The organism is Caulobacter sp. DWR2-3-1b2, from assembly GCF_049896345.1.
Taxonomy (GTDB): Bacteria; Pseudomonadota; Alphaproteobacteria; order Caulobacterales; family Caulobacteraceae; genus Caulobacter.
On record NZ_JAFCUC010000003.1, the window covers coordinates 178558 to 196310 of the forward strand.

The window sequence follows — 17753 nt, forward strand, 5'->3', positions numbered from 1 at the left end:
CAAACCTAACGGCGAAAAGCCCGCGCGCATAGCGGGTTCCGGCGGTTTTCCCGTCAGAGGTGAACTTGCCGCGAAGCCTGCTCGTGAAAGGCCTAGGCGCGAACCGCGGCAAGCTGGCGATGAGCGCAAGTTATGGTGCTTTGCACGGCCTGCTGGCGCGGCGACCGCGCAACGGTGCGCTCGGCCTTGGACGGGGCCTTGACCTGATGCTCGACGACCACGCCGAACTGGCACAGGGCCATGGCCGATAGCCAGAGCATGATCGCAGCGATGAATTCAGCCAGGGATGACATCGGTGAGCCCACAATCCGATACCGGCGTTATGCGACAGTTTGCGCCCAAGCTCGAATGAACTTTTGGTCATGAAAGGCAGCGACCGTGGTCGCGCCTCCCATCGAAGCTCACAGCGTCTGCAGTTTTCTCCGCCTTGCCCCGCTGTTCCGCCGCACCTAGGTGCAGTCCCAGGATCACCGGTCGGCGCCGCGCCCATGGCATGGCGGCGGCGCTTTACCATTTGCGGACATGCGTTTTGCCCCCTAGCCCAGTCGCCTCCTTGTCGCACGACGCCTTTGCGGACACGTCCATGAGTGCGCTGACTTCGGCTCGCGTGACTCCCGAGCGCCTGACGCATCTTCAGCGGCTGGAGGCCGAGAGCATCCACATCCTGCGCGAGGTCGCCGCAGAGTGCGAACGGCCTGTGATGCTCTATTCGGTCGGCAAGGACAGCGCCGTCATGCTGCACTTGGCCGCCAAGGCCTTCTATCCGTCCAAGCCGCCCTTCCCGCTGCTTCACGTCGACACAACCTGGAAGTTCCGGGCGATGTACGACCTGCGCGACACCATCGCCAACCAGTTGGGCTTTGAACTCCTGGTGCACAAGAATCCCGAGGCCGAGGCGCGCGGCATCAATCCGTTCGACCACGGCAGCGCCCTCCACACCGACCTCTGGAAGACCGAGGGCCTCAAGCAGGCGCTGGCCAAGCATGGCTTCGACGCGGCCTTCGGCGGCGCCCGCCGCGACGAGGAGAAGAGCCGCGCCAAGGAACGCGTCTTTAGCTTCCGCACCTCTGAGCAGCGCTGGGACCCCAAGGACCAGCGGCCCGAACTGTGGAAGCTCTACAATACCCGCAAGCACCCCGGAGAAAGCTTGCGAGTCTTCCCGATTTCCAACTGGACCGAGTTGGATGTCTGGCAATACATCCACCTGGAGAACATCCCGATCGTCCCGCTCTACTTCGCGGCCGAGCGGCCAGTGGTCGAACGCGACGGAAGCCTGATCATGGTCGATGACGATCGCTTCCGGCTGCGTCCGGGCGAAGTCCCCCGGATGAAGAGCGTGCGGTTCCGTACCCTGGGCTGCTATCCGCTGACCGGGGCCGTCGAGAGCACGGCCTCGACCCTGCCCGAGGTGATCCAGGAAATGCTGCTGACCACCACCAGCGAGCGCCAAGGCCGGGCCATCGACCACGACCAGTCGGCCTCGATGGAAAAGAAGAAGCAGGAAGGGTATTTCTAGATGGCCCCCGCTTCCGTGAACACGGTCTACAAGCCCTCCGACCTGATCGCCGAGGACATCGACGCCTATCTGCTGGCCCACCAGCACAAGTCGCTGCTGCGCTTCATTACCTGCGGCAGCGTGGATGACGGCAAGTCGACGCTGATCGGCCGCCTGCTGTACGACAGCAAGATGATCTTCGAGGATCAGATGGCCGCCCTCGAGGCTGACTCCAAGCGGGTCGGGACCCAGGGTGGAGCGATCGATTTCGCTCTGCTGGTCGATGGTCTGGCCGCCGAGCGCGAGCAGGGCATCACCATCGACGTCGCCTACCGGTTCTTCTCCACCGACAAGCGCAAGTTCATCGTCGCCGACACCCCCGGTCACGAGCAATATACCCGCAACATGGTCACCGGCGCCTCGACCGCCGATGCGGCCGTGGTCCTGATCGACGCCCGCAAGGGGGTGCTGACCCAGACCCGCCGTCACTCCTATCTCGTCCAGCTGCTGGGCATCCGCCACGTGGTGCTGGCTGTGAACAAGATGGACCTGGTCGGGTGGGACCAGGCGCGGTTCGACGAGATCGTCGCCGACTACCGGGCCTTCGCCGACCAGATCGGCCTGCAGGTCTTCACCCCGATCCCAATCTCGGGCCTGACCGGCGCCAACATGGCCGGCCGGGGCGAGGAGTCGCCGTGGTTCGACGGGCCGATCTTGATGGACTGGCTGGAGGGCGTGGAGGTCGAGGACGATCTGCGAAGCCAGGCGTTCCGCATGCCGGTGCAGTGGGTCAACCGCCCCAACCTCGACTTCCGGGGCTTCTCCGGCCAGATCGCCGCCGGCACGGTCAAGCCGGGCGACAAGGTCAAGTCGCTGCCCTCGGGCCGCGAGAGCACCGTCGCCCGCATCGTCACCCTGCCCGACGACCTGCCCCAGGCCTTCGCCGGCCAGTCGGTGACGATCACCCTGGCCGACGAGATCGACGTCAGCCGTGGCGACATCCTGGTGGCCGCGGACGACCCCGTCGCCGTGGCCGGCCAGTTCGAGGCCACCGTCGTCTGGATGGACGACGAGCCCCTGCCCCCGGGCCGTTCGTACCTGCTGAAGATCGGCACGCGGATGGTCGGGGCCAGCGTCACCGAGATCAAGCATCGGGTGAACGTCAACACGCTGGAGCACCTGGCCGCCAAGAAGCTGGAGCTGAACGAGATCGGCCTCGTGAACCTGTCGCTCGACCAGGCCATCCCGTTCGAGCCCTACAGCGTCAATCGCGATCTGGGCGGCTTCATTCTCATAGATCGGATCAGCAACCGCACCGTCGGTGCGGGCATGCTGAACTTCGCTCTGCGCCGGGCCGACAATATTCACTGGCAGCACACCGACGTTAGCAAGGCCTCGCGCGCCTCCCTGAAGGGCCAGCGCGGCCGGGTCGTCTGGCTCACCGGCCTGTCGGGCGCCGGCAAGTCGACGATCGCCAACCTGGTCGAGAAGCGGCTGCACGCCCTGGGCCGCCACACCTATCTGCTGGACGGCGACAATGTCCGCCACGGCCTCAACAAGAACCTCGGCTTCACCGAGGAGGACCGGGTCGAGAACATCCGCCGGGTCGCCGAGGTGGCCAAGCTGATGGTCGATGCCGGCCTGATCGTGCTGACCGCCTTCATCTCGCCGTTCCGGGCCGAGCGCCGCCTGGCGCGCGAGATCCTGCAGGATGGCGAGTTCGTCGAGGTGTTCGTCGATACGCCTTTGGCGGTGGCCGAGGAACGCGACGTCAAGGGTCTGTACAAGAAGGCCCGAGCCGGCGACCTGAAGAACTTCACCGGCATCGACAGCCCCTACGAAGCGCCGGAAGCGCCGGAGTTGCGGATCGACACCACGAAAATGGACCCCGTCGCGGCCGCTGAACTGATCGTCGCCTGGCTTGAGGGCGAGCTGGATTACGAGATCTAGACCGCAGTCGCGAATGGGGACACGCACAAGTGCATGTCCCCGGCCGGGTCTCTGACGGGGACATGCGCTTGTGCGTGGTCCCCAACCCGACTTAGCGACCCGCCAGCCCCGTCAGCCTCAACGCCCCGATCAGCCCCAGCGCGCCCATCACCGCCATCACCAGATACCCCCTCACCCCGAAGACGTCGAACAGCGGGCCAGACGCCAGGGTAGCCACCCCGAGCATGAAACCAGCCGACAGGGCCGAGTTGATCGCTTGGGCGGCCGAGGCGCTCTGCGGCGGGGCCAAGCGCTCGATCAGGCGCAGCGAGGCCATGAAGCTGGCCGCGAAGGTCAGGGCGTGCAGGGCCTGCAGCGGAAACAGCAGCCATAGCGGCGGGGCGAACGCCAGGGCCGTCCAGCGGATCACCGCGGCCGCCCCGCCCAGCACCAGCAGTCGTTCGGGCCCGACCTTGCGCCGCCAGGGCTCGGCGAACCACATGAAGCCGACCTCGACCGCCACGCCGACGCCCCAGAGCACGCCGATCATCGGTTCGGAAATTCCCTCGCGCCGCCAGAGCAGGGTCGAGAAGCCATAGTAGAAAGCGTGGGTTCCCTGGATCAGGCCGGCGGTCACCACGGCGAGCAGGAAGGTCTTGTCGCGGAGCAGCGTGCCCAGCCCCTTCCAGCGCATCGACTTGTCCGGCGCCACCTGAGTTTCGTGCACCCGGTCGGGCGGCAGGATCGTCAGGGCGACCAAGCCACAACCCAGCACGGCCACGGCGATCCAGATCGGGATGATGCTCGGCGCCGCCACCGCCAGCAATGCGCCCATGGCCAGGTTGCCGACGATGAAGGCCGCCGAGCCCGCGCCGCGCGGCACGCCGTAGTTGAAGCCCTCCAGCCTCGAGCGCCGCAGGGTGATGACGTCGATCAGCGGGGTCAGGGTGGTCAGGCAGGTCATGGCGACCAGCCAGCAAAGCAGCAGAGCCGGGAACCCCGGGGCGGCCAGCAAGGCGAGATAGCCAGCACCCGCCCCTAGAGCCAGCCAGGCCAGGGGCGTGCGCCGCAGGGCGAAGCCATCGGCCCACACCGCCAGGGCTGGACCGGTGAACGGCCGGATCAGCATCGGCAGGGCCAGGGTCAACCCGATCTGGGCGCCCGTCAGGCCGCGCGAATGGAAATAGGTGGCGATGAACGGCAGGCTGACGCCGGTGCCAAGATAGGAGACGACGTAGAACAGGCCCAGGCGGGTTTGGGACGCCGCCTTCAAATCCCTTCTCCCCTTGCGGGAGAAGGTGTCAGCAAAGCTGACAGATGAGGGGGCGCGCCGCCCTGCCCGCTCGCGGCGGACCCGTCCGTCAGCTCCTCATCCGACCTCGCTCCGCGAGACCACCTTCTCCCGAAAGGGGAGAAGGACGACATTACTCCGCCCCGCCGAACCGCTCGGTCCATTCAGCGATCTGGTCGTCCTCGATCTTCTTGAAGAGCACCTCCGGCGCCCGCACCGACAGGCCGACGGGCAGGATCGACAGCTCGGCCGCCGCGTCGGTGGTCGGCCACTCGGGCGGCCACGAAAGCTGGAACGCCTCGGCGATCTTCTCGGCCGCGAACGGGATGAACGGCGCCGAGATCCGGGCATACAGCGCCGCCAGGTTCAGGGCGGTGCGGACGATCACCGCGGCGCGATCGCGGTCGGTCTTGATCGCCGTCCAAGGCGCGGCTTCCTGCAGATATTCGTTGCCGACCACCCAGAGCGCGCGCAGGGCCTGGGCGCTCTTGCGCACCTCGATGGCGTCCATCTGCTCGGTCAAGTCAGCCAGGCGGGCGGAGACATCGGCGTACAGCTTCTCCTCCAGCGGCCCAGGCGCGCCGCCGTCGGGGATCACGCCGTCAAACTTGCCTTCGGTGAATTTCAGGATGCGGTTGACGAAATTGCCCAGCACGTCGGCCAGGTCGCGGTTGATGGCGCTGGCGAACTGCTCCCAGGTGAAGGCGGTGTCGCTGCTCTCCGGCGCATTGGAGGTCAGGTACCAGCGCCAGAAGTCGGGCGGCAGGATCTCCAGGGCCGCGTCCATGAACACGCCGCGCTTGTTCGAGGTCGAGAACTTGCCGCCGTACCAGTTCAGCCAGTTGAAGGCCTTGAGCATGTCGACGCTTTTCCAGGGCTCCTCCGAGCCGAGGATGGTCGCGGGAAAGCTGACCGTGTGGAAGGCGACATTGTCCTTGCCCATGAACTGGACGTAGCGAACGTCGTCAGCGCCCGCATCGGTGCGCCACCACGACTTCCAGTCGCGGCCCGCGCCTTGGTCGGCCCATTCCTGGGTGGCGGCGATATATTCGATCGGGGCGTCGAACCAGACATAGAAGACCTTGTCCTCGAAGCCCGGACGCGGGAACTCGCCCTTGGTCACCGGGATGCCCCAGGCCAGGTCGCGGGTGATGCCCCGGTCGATCAGGCCCTCGTCAAGGTGCTTGTAGGCGATGGACTTGGCCAGCAGCTGCCAGTCCCGGCGGGTGTCGATCCAGGCCCGGATCCGGTCGGCCACCTTCGTCTGAAGAAGGTAGAGGTGGCGGGTGTCGCGCACCTCCAGGTTTCGCGAGCCGGAGATCACCGAATAGGGATCCTTCAGGTCGGTGGGGTCCAGCAGGTTGCCGCAGTTGTCGCATTGGTCGCCGCGAGCCTTTTCGAAGCCGCAGTGCGGGCAGGTGCCCTCGATGTAGCGGTCGGGCAGGAAGCGCGCGTCGTCGATGGAATAGACCATCTGGTCGACCCGCTCCTCGATCAGGCCGCGCGCTTCCAGCACCTCGCAGAAGTGCTGGGTCAGGCGATGGTTTTGCGGCGAGGACGAGCGGCCGAAATGGTCCCAGGACAGGCCGAAGGCCCGGCCGATGTCGTGCTGGATCACGTGCTGCTCGGCGCAATATTCGGCCACGTCCTGGCCAGCGGCGGCGGCGGCCAGCTCGGCCGGGGTGCCGTGTTCGTCGGTGGCGCAGATGTAGAGGGTGTCGTTACCCCGGGCCCGCTGGAACCGCGCATAGACGTCGGCCGGCAACATCGATCCCGCCAGATTGCCCAGGTGCTTGATGCCGTTGATGTACGGCAGGGCGGAGGTGATCAGGATGCGCGACATGGGTCTTCCGGGGGAGTCGAGGAGCGGTTGCATATAGAAGGTGAGCGGCGGAAACGAAAGCGCTGGCTAAGTCCTCCCCACGGGGGGAGGTCGTCGCGCAGCGACCGGTGGGGGGAGTGTCGGGGTCGGCAATCATAGGTATGGCCGACATCCGATCCCTCCCCCCCACCGTCGGCTTCGCCGACATCTCCGCCACGGGGGGAGGACTTCACGCGGACGGCCGCTGAAGAGGTGGAAAGGGTCGCGGAGCGCCGGACATCGTCCGGAGTGTTGTCTAGTGTGTACCGTTTCGACGAAGCCGATCGCTCCGCGCCATCGTTATCCGTCCGCGTCCGGTGGGCGGCCCTGTTAAGGCCTAGCCGGATCCGGACCCCGTCGTTTCCGACGGTTTCCGGTGACGGGGGCGCGGATCATCAAGACACGCACGCTGGTTCCCCGTCGACGCCGACGGCGGGCGGGCTCCCCCAACGATGGAAGTCCCCGGACACGCGTGAGTAACCCCCTCACGCCCAGCCCCGCTCGATCGCCCCCCGCCGCCGCATCGGTCGCTGGCCATGCGCCCTTTCCATGCGACGAGGTGAGATGAGGATACGGGCGCCGGGAGTGACTGCTGGGGATAAAGATTTAGCTCAGCAAGATCAGCAGCCTAGCCCAAAACAGCGTGCGAAGTTGGGGACAGACAGTCATCCCACGACCGTTGTGATCTTGGCGCAAGGCGAGGCATGAGTGTGTGTCCCCAGCCGATCCACGGCTAAGACTGGTCGTGCTTGTCCTTGCGGCGCTTGCCCAGCAGCAGCCGCAACTCCAGCCGCCCGCGCAGGGCCGCGTAATAGGCGGCCAGGAAGTCGCCGTCCGACTCTTCGGGGGCGACCTTCCAGCCGATCTTCAGGCGGATGCGGGCGGCCACCAGGGCGATGGTCTTGGTCTCGTAGCGGCGCAGCACATCCTCGAGCACGTGCAGTTCCTTGACCCCATAGGCGTCGAGCTGCGCCTGAGTGAAGGCGAAGCGTCCGGGTGACGGGCGCGAAGTCCGCGCCAGGTCCGGGACAAGCTTGCGGCGCGGGGCCTTGACCACCCAGGTTCCAGCCACCAGGTCGCCCACGCGCAAGCGATCGCGGTTGAACAGCGGGAACAGCAGGAAAACCCCGCACCAGAGCAGGCCCGCCAGGCTGATCCAGGCGCCGACCTGGCTGTTGTTGACGATCAGGAAGCTCAGCGGCAGATACAGCTCGATCTCGCGCATGGCGTTACGGGCGAAGATCGCGTCGGCTGTCAGGCGTCCGCCGTTGCGCGCCGCCACCCGCAGGCCCATCGCCCGCTTGCCCGGCGTCGCGGCCCCCGGCGTCAGCTCGAAGATGACGAAATAGAGGTTCCGCAGCACGAAGAACACCAGCATCCAAACCGTGGCTATGACGTCGCCGCCCTTGCCCTTCGCTCCGAAAAAGGCCAGCAGGGTCACCAGGCTGAAGGCGATCAACACGCCCACGATGATCGCCAGGTCGATCAGCAGGGCCGCGGCCCGTTCGCCGGCGTCGCCCAGTCGCAGGTGCAGGTCCACGCCCTCCGGCGTCACCAGCGACCTGGACCGCCGCGCGTCGTGCGCCGACAGGTCGCCTGGCGACGCGACTACGGTGGTGGGGGCCTTTTTCGCGCGCTTGAGCTTCACGACCCGGCCTTTCTGCGGCGCGGCAGGTAGAGATAGGCCGGCCAAAGGATCAGGGTCGCCAGGGCTATGCCATAGCGGGCAAAGTCGTTCTGGATCACCTGCCGCCCCACGCCTTCCAAGATGCCGGCGCAGAACAGCATCACCACCACCCCGGCCATCAGGGTGGCCGATTGGCGGCCCGCCTGCGCCATCGCAGCGGGTCGGCTCTGGTCGCCGGGGAAGGCCAGGGTCCAGCCGATCCGCAGGCCGGCAGCCCCGGCCAGGATGACCGCCGAGATCTCGGTCACGCCATGGATGGCCAACCAGCCGCCGGCCTCGAAGCCCAGGCCGCGCATCATGAAGGCGGCCAGGAAAGCCCCTAGCATGGCGCCGTTATAGGTCATCAGCATGGCGGTCGGCAGGCAGAAGGCGAACCCAAGTGCGAAGGCGAAGATCGCCACGCCGGAATTGTGGGTGAACAGGAAGGCGGCGAATACCGACAGGCCCGAATGGTCGCCGCCCTTGTCATAGAGGGTGGCCCGCATCGCCTCGGTCGTGGCCGCCGGACCGCGCCCGCCGGCCAGGCTCTCGGGCACGAAGGCGTGGAACCACTCGGTGTCGTGCATGGTCAGATAATAGGCCGCTGCAACGCCGATCAGGGTCAGGGCAAAACTGAACAGGGTCTCGCGCCACAGGGCCTTGGCGGCCGCCGGCCACTCGCGCGCAAAAAAGCCGCTGAGCCGCTCCACCAAGCTGGAGCGCGTGCCGTAGACGAAGAAATAGGCCCGGGTGCTGAGGCTTTCCAGATAGTCGACCAGGCTCTGGTCCAGCGAGGTGGCGCGGGCCACCGACAGCGACGACAGAGCCTGGCGATAGAGCACCGGCATGGCCAAAAGTTCCTCGTCGCTCAGCGCCCGGGCCGAACCCTTGCCGACCTTGGCCAGCAGCTTTTCCAGCCGCCGCCAGTCGTCCTCGCGCTCGGCGCGGAAGCGGGAGCTTTTCAGCTGCAGCTGTTCCATCACAGTAGATCCCGACGCTTGAGGTCCAGATAGCTGGCCAACAGGGCCGGGCCGACCTGGTCGGCGGGGGCCTCGACGATCTCGACGCCCATGCGGCGCAGGCGGCCGACCACCAGCTCGCGCTCGCGCATCAGCGACGCGGCGACGACGGCGCTGGACACGTCGTCGGGGCTCTCTGGCGGCTTGCGCTCGATGGCCTCCAGCTCCTCATCGCGCATCATCACGAACAGCACCAGATGTTGGCGCAACAGGCGGCCGACATTTTCCAGCATCAGCTCCGCGCTGGTGGAATCGGCGATGTCGGTGAACACCACGATCAGCGAGCGGCGGCTGAGCTGGCCCGCCAGCTGGGTCAGGCCCAGGGTGTAGTTGGTCTCCTCGGCCGAATAGTCGATCGCCGAGGCCAGGCGTTGCAGGGCCGGAAAGGCGTTGGGGCCGGAGGTCACGCCGCTGATTACATTGGGCCGGGCGTCGAAGCCGAAGAGTCCGACCTTGTCGCCCATCTTCAGGCCCACATAGGCCAGCAGCAGGGTGGCGTTGAGCGCGTGGTCCAGGCGCGGCCGCCCCAGCAAGGGCTGGCTCATCAGCCGCCCGGTGTCGATGGCGGCGACGATGTGGTGGTTACGCTCGACGTGGAATTCCTTGGCCAGCAAGGCCCCGTGCCGGGCCGACTGCTTCCAGTCGATCGCCCGGCGGTTCATGCCGGGCCGAAAATCGGTCAGGGCGTGGAAGTCGCTGCCGCCGCCCAGGTCCAGTTGCAGGCGATGGCCGATCGAGGCCTCGCGGGAGAACAGGCGCAGGGCCTCTTCCTTGATCCCCGCGATGTCGAGGGTGACCGGGATCACCCGTTCCAGCCGGTCGTCGCGCTGTTTCCACATCAGGCCCAGCGGGCCCCGCCAACGGGCCGAGAGGCGATGGACGATCCCTTCCCCGCGCCGGGTCGCCGTCAGGTCGAAGCGCAGGCCGGCCTGGCGATCGCGCACCCGAGCCCGCCCGTGGGCCGGCGAGGCTTCCAGCCGGTCATTCAGATCGACGGCGAACTCCACGCTGAACGGCGCCACGCCGCGCGGAAACACCGCCTGGAACAGAGCCTGCTGGGTCGCGCCGCTGGCCAGCGACGCGGGCGCGGTCAGGGTCAGCTGCATCTTCCGGCGGCCGGGGGCCAGCAGGGCGTCGATGAACAGCAGCGCCGCGACCAACGCGATCCAGGCGGGGCCCAGCAACCATAGCCGCGCCGAGACGAGCGCCAGCATCAGGGCCAGGGGCGCGCCCAGGACCATCAGCAGGATCGCTCTGGCGGTGGGATAGGTCCGCAAGGCCTGGTCCTATTCCACCCGGCTCACCGCGGGGCCTCGACCTGGTCGACCAGGCCGCGCACCACGTCATCGACCTTGCGGCCCTCGATCTCGGCGGCCGGGGACAGGATCACCCGGTGGCGCAGGGCCGGCAGGGCCAGGGCCTTGACGTCGTCGGGGATCACATAGTCGCGGCCTTCCAGCGCCGCGCGGGCCCGGGAGGCCACCGCCAGCATGGCGGCGCAGCGTGGCGAGGCGCCGCCCGACAGCTCGCCAGTGTCGCGGGTCGCCCGCACCACCCCGACGATGTAGCGGACGATGTCGTCGGTCAGGCGCACGGTCGCCACCGCCGCGACGGCTTCGGCGATCGTCGCGCTGTCACCAGCTGGATTAACGCCGAACCCCTCTGGCGACGGCTGGCCGGTGCGGCTGCCATGGGTGGAGACGATGGCCGTCTCCTCGGCCAGGCTGGGATAGGCCAGGACGTGCTTGAACAGAAAGCGGTCCAGCTGGGCCTCGGGCAGCGGATAGGTGCCCTGCTGCTCCAGCGGGTTTTGGGTGGCCACCACCATGAAGCGGTCGCTCAGCGGGTGTCGGACGCCGTCCAGGGTGACGTTGCGCTCCTGCATGGCTTCCAGCAGCGCCGCCTGGGTCTTGGGCGGGGTGCGGTTGATTTCGTCGGCCAGCAGCAGCTCGCAGAAGATCGGCCCCTTGACCAAGGTGAAGGCGCTGGTCTGGAAGTTGAACAGATTGGCGCCCAGAATGTCGCCCGGCATCAGGTCGGGCGTGAACTGGATACGCCCGAACTGCAGGTTCACCGCCTGGGCGAAGCACTGGGCCAGGAAGGTCTTGGCCGTGCCGGGCGGACCTTCCAGCAGCACGTGACCGCCGGCGAACAGGGCCGTCAGCATCAGGTCGATGGTGTCGTTCTGGCCGACCACGGCCTTGGCCGTTTCGGCTCGGATCTTGCCGGCGAGCGCCTGCACCTCAGCGACGTTCACGGGTCATCTCCAGTCTCCACTGATACCATTTGGCGGCGACCTTCATCAGGTCGCTGGGGGAACGGACCGCCCGGGTCTCGTTATCCAGGCTCGAGACGCTGTCGGTCGCGGCGAAGCGCGACCCCTGGCGGTCCAGAAAGTCGGTGAGGGCCTGGCCGCTCAGGCGCGAGCCGCCCATGGCGCGAACGGCGGCGGCCCGCTGCAGCTCGGCATAGCGCGGGGCCATGGCCGGCTCCCGCTTGGCCATCCGGATCAGGCCTGCGGAATTGTCGATGAGGGCGCCATTGCCCAGGGCCAGGGCCCGCTCGCCGCGCCGGACGGCGCGGAACCGGGCGGCGGCGTGCAGCCCCATCAACAGGGCGGCGGCCACCAGGCACAGGGTCGCGCCGACCAGCGGCGGCTCGAACGCCAGCTTGAGCGCGGTGCGCGAGCGGGTGAAGCCGTTCAGCGTTACGTCGAAGGCCATCGAGCCCTGAGGTTTGCGCAGGTTGTCCAGGATCGCCACGCCGCTGCGAGCGGTGCGGATATCCTTCATGCCCATGGTGTTGAGCAGGTCCGGATCGGCCAGGAAATAGGTGTCGGTCGGCAGACGCCGGGCCAAGATGGCGCGGCCCTGGGCGTCGACGATCACGGGCTGAAGGCCGGGACCAGAGACGGCGCGGAGATCCCGGATCGGCCCTGTCTCCAGCACAAGGCCCTCCGCCACCGTGCCCGCCACCCCGACCAGCCGGGCGTTAGCGAGCCCTTTTCGCGCCGCGAGCGCGGCCTTGGGAATGCCGACCACCTTCAGCGCGTCGGCCATGATGGCGTCCGGCGCCAGGTCCAAGGCGCCCACCCAGCCCGGATGACGGGGATCCGGCGGCGCGCCCCACTTGGGCAAGACGACCAGGGTGCGGGACGACAGCTGGGCCTTCTGATAGGCGTCGCGCGAACCGCCCATATTGGGCGTGAACACGACCAGGGACGGCTCCTCGCCGCTCAAATTCCGGCGGCTGACAATCACCGGATCCCCCCGCGCGCGCAGCAGTTGGACCAAGCCGGCATAGCCTACCGCCGATTTTGACAGCGCATGGCCCTGGCCGTTGTCACCCGACTGCAGATCCGGCGCATAGGTCGACAGCACCGCGAAGGTCGAGAAGGCGAACACCCCGGCCAGGATCATACCCAGCACCACCTTGGGCGAGAATAGCACGCCACCGTCCGCCGCGATGGGCCCCTCCAGGCTCGCGTCGCTCATCGCCAGGCCTCCGCGAAGGCAAAGCCCTCATAGGCCTTGCGGCAGGCCGCGAACCCGTCGGCCCCGACCGGCCGACCGCCAAAGAAGCTCTGTTCGACCACGCGGGCGATCTGGCTGAAGGTGCGGCGCACCGCTTGGGGCACGCCGTCCAATCCGGCGATGTCGCGACTGGTCAAGGCGGGCCGGATCAGGTCCGGGCGCTTGGCCTCGATGTCCTCGATGCTGCGAAACAGGATCAGGTGGACGGCCTCGGCGAAGCGGCCGGCGGCGGCCAGGCGATCGGCGTCCTCTAGCAAGGTGCGGGCCTTGGCGATGCTGGGCCTCCAGTCCTCGGCGCCGAGGATTGGCCCCTTGCCGGGCTTGATCGAAGGCCAGCGGGTGGCGATCAGCTCCCGCGCCAGGAAGAACAGGATTACAGCCGCCCCGACGATCAGCAGGCCCCAGAAAACATAGACCAGAGCGGGCGCGACCGCCGCCAGGAACTCGCCGACGGCGGCCATCCATTCGGGCACGTGCGGCGGCTTCACGAGGGTCGGAGAAAACTGCAGGTCTCTGTCGTGCAGCAACGCGGCGTGGGCGCGCGCGAAGTCGTCGGGCGCATGCTGCGAGACAGGCGCGGATACGCCCTGCGAAACCCCTGCCCCCGCCGCCAAACGCCTACTCCCGACTGCCCCACAGCTAGTGCTAGACCATTCAACTTTCGGTGTCGCCACGAACTGCGCTGTACGGAGATTTTCGCACGTTTTGCCGGCAACGCGATTCGGAGCTCCGACCTGCGTCGCACAAACCTTCAACGGGCCTGACGCTCGGAAACAATCAGGAGGCGGCGCGCCGGCCAGGCCGCCGTCGCCCGCGAGCGCTCCGCCCAGGCGGTGACTTTAGCCAATCATTTCAAGCAGATTTTGGTAGGCCGGGTGGGGTTCGAACCCACGACCATTCGATTAAAAGTCGAATGCTCTACCACTGAGCTACCGGCCCGCATCGACGCGGCGGGAGGCCGGTGGAAGCGGCGCGGAACATAGTCGGCGCCCGCCTGAGCCGCAAGCGCGCTTTGATAGATAAGAGACGGATGACGAACGCGCCCGCCGCGCGCTAGGGTCAGCCCATGCGCAGACTGTTGCTTATCGCCGCCACCCTTCCGATCCTGGCCGCCTGCGCGAGCCGAAGCGAGCCGCCGCCGGCGGCGCCAACGAAGATCCAGACCACCTCCGACGCCAACAAGGCCGGCTTCGAGGGGGCGGCCAGTGCGCCGCTGCGCGACATGAACCTGCTGCGCACCAAGATCCCGCCGGTGTTGCTGGAGGCCATGGCCGACGCCTATGCCCGGCCGCCCGGCGCGAAGATCACCTGCGACACCCTGATCGCCATGGTCGCGCCGCTGGACCTGGCGCTCGGCGAAGACCTGGACCGCAAGCCGGCCGACGGCAACGAGGATCTGATGGATCGCGGCAAGCGCATGGCGGGTTCGGCGGCCCTGGGCGCCATGGCCAGCGCCGCCCAGGACCTGATCCCGATGCGCGGCTGGGTCCGAAAGTTGAGCGGCGCGGAAAAGCACGACCAATTGGTGCAGTCCGCTATCGCGTCAGGCGCGGTGCGCCGGGCCTATCTGAAGGGCCTGGGTGAATCTCGCGGCTGCAATCCGCCGGCCACGCCCCAGCACCTGGCCAAGCCCGCCGCGCCCATCGAGGAAAAGCGCTTCCCGTGGATGAAGGACGCCCCTGTGATCGACGCCCCCGCGGCGGAGCCCAAGGACGCCGAGGCGCCGCTGGTCGACGCACCGCAGGCGCCGCCTGAGCCGCCGGCCAAGAAGAAGAAAAGGCCGATCTACAAGATCTGGTAGATTGACGGAGGCTCTGGAACGTCCGGTTTCTGTAACGGAGCCAAGGTCCAGCTGTGTTTAGGTTTCTTGGACGCCCGCCAAGCGCGGCGACGGGGCTGACCCCAAGGGCGGGTGTCTGAGAAAGCTAAACATTCTCGGACGCCTGACGAGTCTGCTTAACGGTCGCCCAGATGCCGCGCCTTGAAATCTCGCCGAAACGCCTCGAACCGCCCCTGTGCGATCGCCTCGCGCATGGCGGCCGTGAGGGCCTGGAAGAAGGCGATGTTGTGCCAGGACAGCAGCACCTGACCCAGGATTTCCTCGGCCTTGAACAGGTGGCGCAGATAGGCCTTGGAATAGTCGCGGCTGGCCGGGCAGTCGCTGTTGGCGTCCAGCGGGGTGTCGTCCTCGGCGAAGCGCGCGTTCTTGAGGTTGATCGGCCCCTCCCAGGTCCAGGCCTGGCCGTGGCGGCCCGAGCGGGTGGGCAGCACGCAGTCGAACATGTCGACGCCGCGATAGACCGCCTCGACCAAGTCGATCGGCTTGCCGACCCCCATCAGATAGCGCGGCTTGTCGGCGGGCAGCATGGCCGGCGCATAGTCGAGCACCTCGCACATGGCCTCATGACCCTCCCCGACCGCCAGCCCGCCCAAAGCGTAGCCGTCGAAGCCAATCTCCTGCAGACGTTGCGATGACTCCTGGCGCAGGTTGCGGAAGGTCGAACCCTGCTGGATGCCAAACAGCACCTGGCTGTCGCGGGTCCCGAACGCCGCCTTGGAGCGTGCGCCCCAGCGAGCCGACAGCTCCATGCCCTCGCGGGCCCGCTTCTCCTCGGCCGGCCAGGCGACGCATTCGTCCAGTTGCATGACAATATCGCTGCCCAGCAGGTCGGCCTGGATTTCCATCGACCGCTCGGGGCTCAACACGTGCTTGGAGCCGTCGATATGGCTGGAGAAGGTGACGGCCTCCTCGGTGACCTTGCTGATCCCCGACAGGCTCATCACCTGGAAGCCGCCGCTGTCGGTGAGGATCGGCTTGTCCCAGCGCATGAACCTGTGCAAGCCGCCCAGGCGCTGGATGCGCTCGGCGGTGGGCCGCAGCATCAGGTGGTAGGTGTTGCCCAGGATGATGTCGGCGCCGGTGTCCTTCACCTGATCGACGGTCATGGCCTTGACCGTGGCGGCGGTGCCCACCGGCATGAAGGCCGGGGTGCGGATGTCGCCGCGCGGGGTCTTCAGGACCCCAGTGCGGGCCGCGCCGTCGGTGGCGGAAATCTCGAAGGGAAAGGCGGCCATCAGCTTTGCTCGGGCCCATTCTTGTGTGTTGTAGCGCGGAACAGCAGGCTTCCGTCGCCATAGGAATAGAAGCGATAGCCGGTGGCGATCGCGTGCTCATAGGCCGCCTTCATCCTCGCCTGGCCCGCGAAGGCGCTGACCAGCATGAACAGGGTCGACTTGGGCAGGTGGAAGTTGGTCATCAACACGTCGGCGGCGCGGAAACGATAGCCGGGGGTAATGAAGATCGCGGTCTCGGCGGCGAACGGCCGCACGAGGCCGTCCTCGCTCGTGGCGCTTTCCAACAGGCGAAGGCTGGTCGTGCCCACGCAGACGATCCGTCCGCCGGCGGCGCGGACGGCGTTCAAGGCCGCAGCGACGGCGGCAGGAACCTCGCCATATTCGGCGTGCATCTTGTGCTCAGCCACCACGTCGGTCTTGACCGGCAGGAAGGTGCCGGCCCCCACGTGCAGGGTGACGAAGTGCAGGCCAACGCCCCTGGCCTTCAGGCGCTCCAGCAGGTCGGAGGTGAAGTGCAGGCCGGCGGTCGGGGCGGCCACCGAGCCGTCCTCACGGGCATAGACCGTTTGATAGTCGGCCCGGTCGCGGTCGTCCTCGGCCCGCTTGGCGGCGATATAGGGCGGCAGCGGCATCTCGCCGTGGGCGGCGATGGCCAGGTCCAGATCGACGCCAGCGAAGTCGAAGGCCAGCTCGATCTCGCCGCCGTCGTGCTTGGCGACCACGGTGGCGTCCAGCATGCCGGCCTGGCAAGCACGGTCATGGTCGTGGCCGAAGGCGATCCGGTCGCCTGCCTTCAGCCGCTTGCCGGGTCGCATGAAGGCGGTCCAGCGATCGGGCGCCGCGCGGCGGTGCAGCGTCGCCTCGACCGCCACCGGAGATCCGTCGCCGCCGCCGGTGCCGCGCCCGGCCCGCAGGCCCATCAGCCGGGCCGGGATCACCCGCGTGTCGTTGAACACCAGGGCGTCGCCGGGGCGCAGGAAGTCGGGTAATTCGCGAACGATCCGGTTCTCAAGGCTCTCGCCCGGCCTGACCACGAGCAAGCGCGCGGAATCCCGCGGTTCGGCCGGCCGCAGGGCGATCGCTGCATCGGGCAGGTGAAAGTCGAAGTCGGACAGGCGCATGGGGCGGCTTCAAGGCCACGACAGGGGCGTCAGGTCAAGCGCGCAGACACTCCGGCCTGGGCGAGGCTTTATTGGACAAAGCCCGCGCCAAGCCGCCATCCTGAGCGTTCGACACCATCTCGGGGAAAGCATGACCGTCACCTTGCGCCACCTTTGCGTCCTGAGCGCCTGCCTGGCGCTGGCCGCCTGCAAACCGGCCACCGAGAGCAAGCGGGTTGAAACCGCGGCCGCTCCGACCGCCGCCCCGGCCAAAACGATCCCGGAACCCGTGACCTTCGCCCACGATCCAGCGCTTGACGTTTTTGGCTACTATTTCACCGACACCGTCGTTCAATCCGGAAACTTGAAACTGAGCTCGCTGAACATCGGCCAGGCCAGCGACTTCGCCGAGTGGGAGTCTGGACATCGCCCGGCCACCTACGCGCCGATCTTCCTGGAATTCGAGGATGTCGCCAGTCCGACGGCCGTCAACGAGATGGGGCAGGCCTATCACACAGTCTCGCTGCGCGTGATGCCGACGGCCTACCGGGTGGATGGACAGGCCGTCAGCTTCCACGGCGCCGATCCGAAGTTGGGCCAGCTCACCTTCTCCGGCGTCTTCGACCTGGGCGCGCTGAAGGCCGCCAAGGGGGCGGACCCTGGCGAGCCTCGGATCGTCCTGAAGGGCGACCTGCAGGTGGGCGACCAACAATTCCGCAATGTCAGCTTGATGTACTTCGGCGGCGACTAAGCGGCGGCGCGTGTCACAAGGCCATGCTAAGGC

15 protein-coding genes and 1 tRNA gene are annotated in these 17753 nt (G+C 67.5%); 4 read left to right on the top strand and 12 right to left on the bottom strand.

From position 1 onward, the window contains the following. Positions 1-92 precede the first annotated feature (92 nt). Positions 93-293, bottom strand: a complete 201-nt coding sequence (locus tag ACP694_RS10140; RefSeq protein ID WP_426012042.1) for a hypothetical protein — start codon at positions 291-293, stop codon at positions 93-95. 290 nt (positions 294-583) lie between these two features. Between ACP694_RS10140 and cysD the strand changes: the two genes are divergently transcribed. Further along, positions 584-1516, top strand: coding sequence for a sulfate adenylyltransferase subunit CysD (gene cysD, locus ACP694_RS10145; RefSeq protein WP_426012044.1), 933 nt, complete (start codon positions 584-586; stop codon positions 1514-1516). Then, the gene (gene cysN, locus ACP694_RS10150) at positions 1517-3445 is read left to right on the top strand and encodes a sulfate adenylyltransferase subunit CysN (RefSeq protein WP_426012046.1); all 1929 of its coding nucleotides are present in this window, start codon (positions 1517-1519) and stop codon (positions 3443-3445) included. 91 nt (positions 3446-3536) lie between these two features. Here cysN and ACP694_RS10155 read toward each other — a convergent pair whose 3' ends face one another. From ACP694_RS10155 to ACP694_RS10195, 9 genes are all read right to left on the bottom strand, one after another. Further along, on the bottom strand, positions 3537-4697 hold the full coding sequence (locus ACP694_RS10155; RefSeq protein WP_426012047.1) for an MFS transporter: 1161 nt from the start codon (positions 4695-4697) through the stop codon (positions 3537-3539). 151 nt (positions 4698-4848) lie between these two features. Next, on the bottom strand, positions 4849-6558 hold the full coding sequence (metG, locus tag ACP694_RS10160) for a methionine--tRNA ligase (RefSeq protein WP_426012049.1): 1710 nt from the start codon (positions 6556-6558) through the stop codon (positions 4849-4851). Between the two features lie 751 nt (positions 6559-7309). After that, the gene (locus ACP694_RS10165; protein ID WP_426012051.1) at positions 7310-8224 is read right to left on the bottom strand and encodes an RDD family protein; all 915 of its coding nucleotides are present in this window, start codon (positions 8222-8224) and stop codon (positions 7310-7312) included. Continuing rightward, entirely contained in the window at positions 8221-9222 is a 1002-nt protein-coding gene (locus ACP694_RS10170) for a stage II sporulation protein M (protein WP_426012052.1), read from the bottom strand. The genes ACP694_RS10165 and ACP694_RS10170 overlap by 4 nt, the downstream gene beginning before the upstream one ends. After that, positions 9222-10538 carry a DUF58 domain-containing protein gene (locus ACP694_RS10175; protein WP_426012054.1) on the bottom strand — a complete coding sequence of 439 codons (1317 nt, stop codon included), beginning with the start codon at positions 10536-10538 and terminating at the stop codon, positions 9222-9224. Before ACP694_RS10175 ends, ACP694_RS10170 begins: the two co-directional genes overlap by 1 nt. Before the next feature lie 23 nt (positions 10539-10561). Beyond that, the gene (locus ACP694_RS10180) at positions 10562-11518 is read right to left on the bottom strand and encodes an AAA family ATPase (protein ID WP_426012056.1); all 957 of its coding nucleotides are present in this window, start codon (positions 11516-11518) and stop codon (positions 10562-10564) included. Continuing rightward, positions 11505-12755: a hypothetical protein gene (locus ACP694_RS10185; RefSeq protein WP_426012058.1), complete on the bottom strand. Its 1251-nt coding sequence runs from the start codon at positions 12753-12755 to the stop codon at positions 11505-11507. Before ACP694_RS10185 ends, ACP694_RS10180 begins: the two co-directional genes overlap by 14 nt. Continuing rightward, positions 12752-13408, bottom strand: coding sequence for a hypothetical protein (locus tag ACP694_RS10190; protein ID WP_426012060.1), 657 nt, complete (start codon positions 13406-13408; stop codon positions 12752-12754). Before ACP694_RS10190 ends, ACP694_RS10185 begins: the two co-directional genes overlap by 4 nt. A 250-nt stretch (positions 13409-13658) precedes the next feature. Next, positions 13659-13733: transfer RNA gene (locus ACP694_RS10195), tRNA-Lys, on the bottom strand. 127 nt (positions 13734-13860) lie between these two features. Here ACP694_RS10195 and ACP694_RS10200 point away from each other — a divergent pair. Further along, positions 13861-14595, top strand: coding sequence for a hypothetical protein (locus tag ACP694_RS10200; RefSeq protein WP_426012062.1), 735 nt, complete (start codon positions 13861-13863; stop codon positions 14593-14595). A 155-nt stretch (positions 14596-14750) separates the two neighbouring features. Here ACP694_RS10200 and tgt read toward each other — a convergent pair whose 3' ends face one another. Continuing rightward, entirely contained in the window at positions 14751-15869 is a 1119-nt protein-coding gene (gene tgt, locus ACP694_RS10205) for a tRNA guanosine(34) transglycosylase Tgt (protein WP_426012063.1), read from the bottom strand. After that, positions 15869-16990, bottom strand: a complete 1122-nt coding sequence (queA, locus tag ACP694_RS10210; RefSeq protein WP_426012065.1) for a tRNA preQ1(34) S-adenosylmethionine ribosyltransferase-isomerase QueA — start codon at positions 16988-16990, stop codon at positions 15869-15871. Before queA ends, tgt begins: the two co-directional genes overlap by 1 nt. A 130-nt stretch (positions 16991-17120) precedes the next feature. Here queA and ACP694_RS10215 point away from each other — a divergent pair, with 130 nt between their 5' ends. Next, positions 17121-17720, top strand: a complete 600-nt coding sequence (locus ACP694_RS10215; RefSeq protein ID WP_426012067.1) for a hypothetical protein — start codon at positions 17121-17123, stop codon at positions 17718-17720. Positions 17721-17753 lie beyond the last annotated feature (33 nt).

Bases quoted from the DNA above. Each gene is read 5' to 3' on its own strand.
- ACP694_RS10140 (WP_426012042.1), bottom strand. From the start codon at position 293: ATGTCATCCCTGGCTGAATTCATCGCTGCGATCATGCTCTGGCTATCG.
- cysD (WP_426012044.1), top strand. From the start codon at position 584: ATGAGTGCGCTGACTTCGGCTCGCGTGACTCCCGAGCGCCTGACGCAT.
- cysN (WP_426012046.1), top strand. From the start codon at position 1,517: ATGGCCCCCGCTTCCGTGAACACGGTCTACAAGCCCTCCGACCTGATC.
- metG (WP_426012049.1), bottom strand. From the start codon at position 6,558: ATGTCGCGCATCCTGATCACCTCCGCCCTGCCGTACATCAACGGCATC.
- ACP694_RS10170 (WP_426012052.1), bottom strand. From the start codon at position 9,222: ATGGAACAGCTGCAGCTGAAAAGCTCCCGCTTCCGCGCCGAGCGCGAG.
- ACP694_RS10185 (WP_426012058.1), bottom strand. From the start codon at position 12,755: ATGAGCGACGCGAGCCTGGAGGGGCCCATCGCGGCGGACGGTGGCGTG.
- ACP694_RS10200 (WP_426012062.1), top strand. From the start codon at position 13,861: ATGCGCAGACTGTTGCTTATCGCCGCCACCCTTCCGATCCTGGCCGCC.
- tgt (WP_426012063.1), bottom strand. From the start codon at position 15,869: ATGGCCGCCTTTCCCTTCGAGATTTCCGCCACCGACGGCGCGGCCCGC.
- queA (WP_426012065.1), bottom strand. From the start codon at position 16,990: ATGCGCCTGTCCGACTTCGACTTTCACCTGCCCGATGCAGCGATCGCC.
- ACP694_RS10215 (WP_426012067.1), top strand. From the start codon at position 17,121: ATGACCGTCACCTTGCGCCACCTTTGCGTCCTGAGCGCCTGCCTGGCG.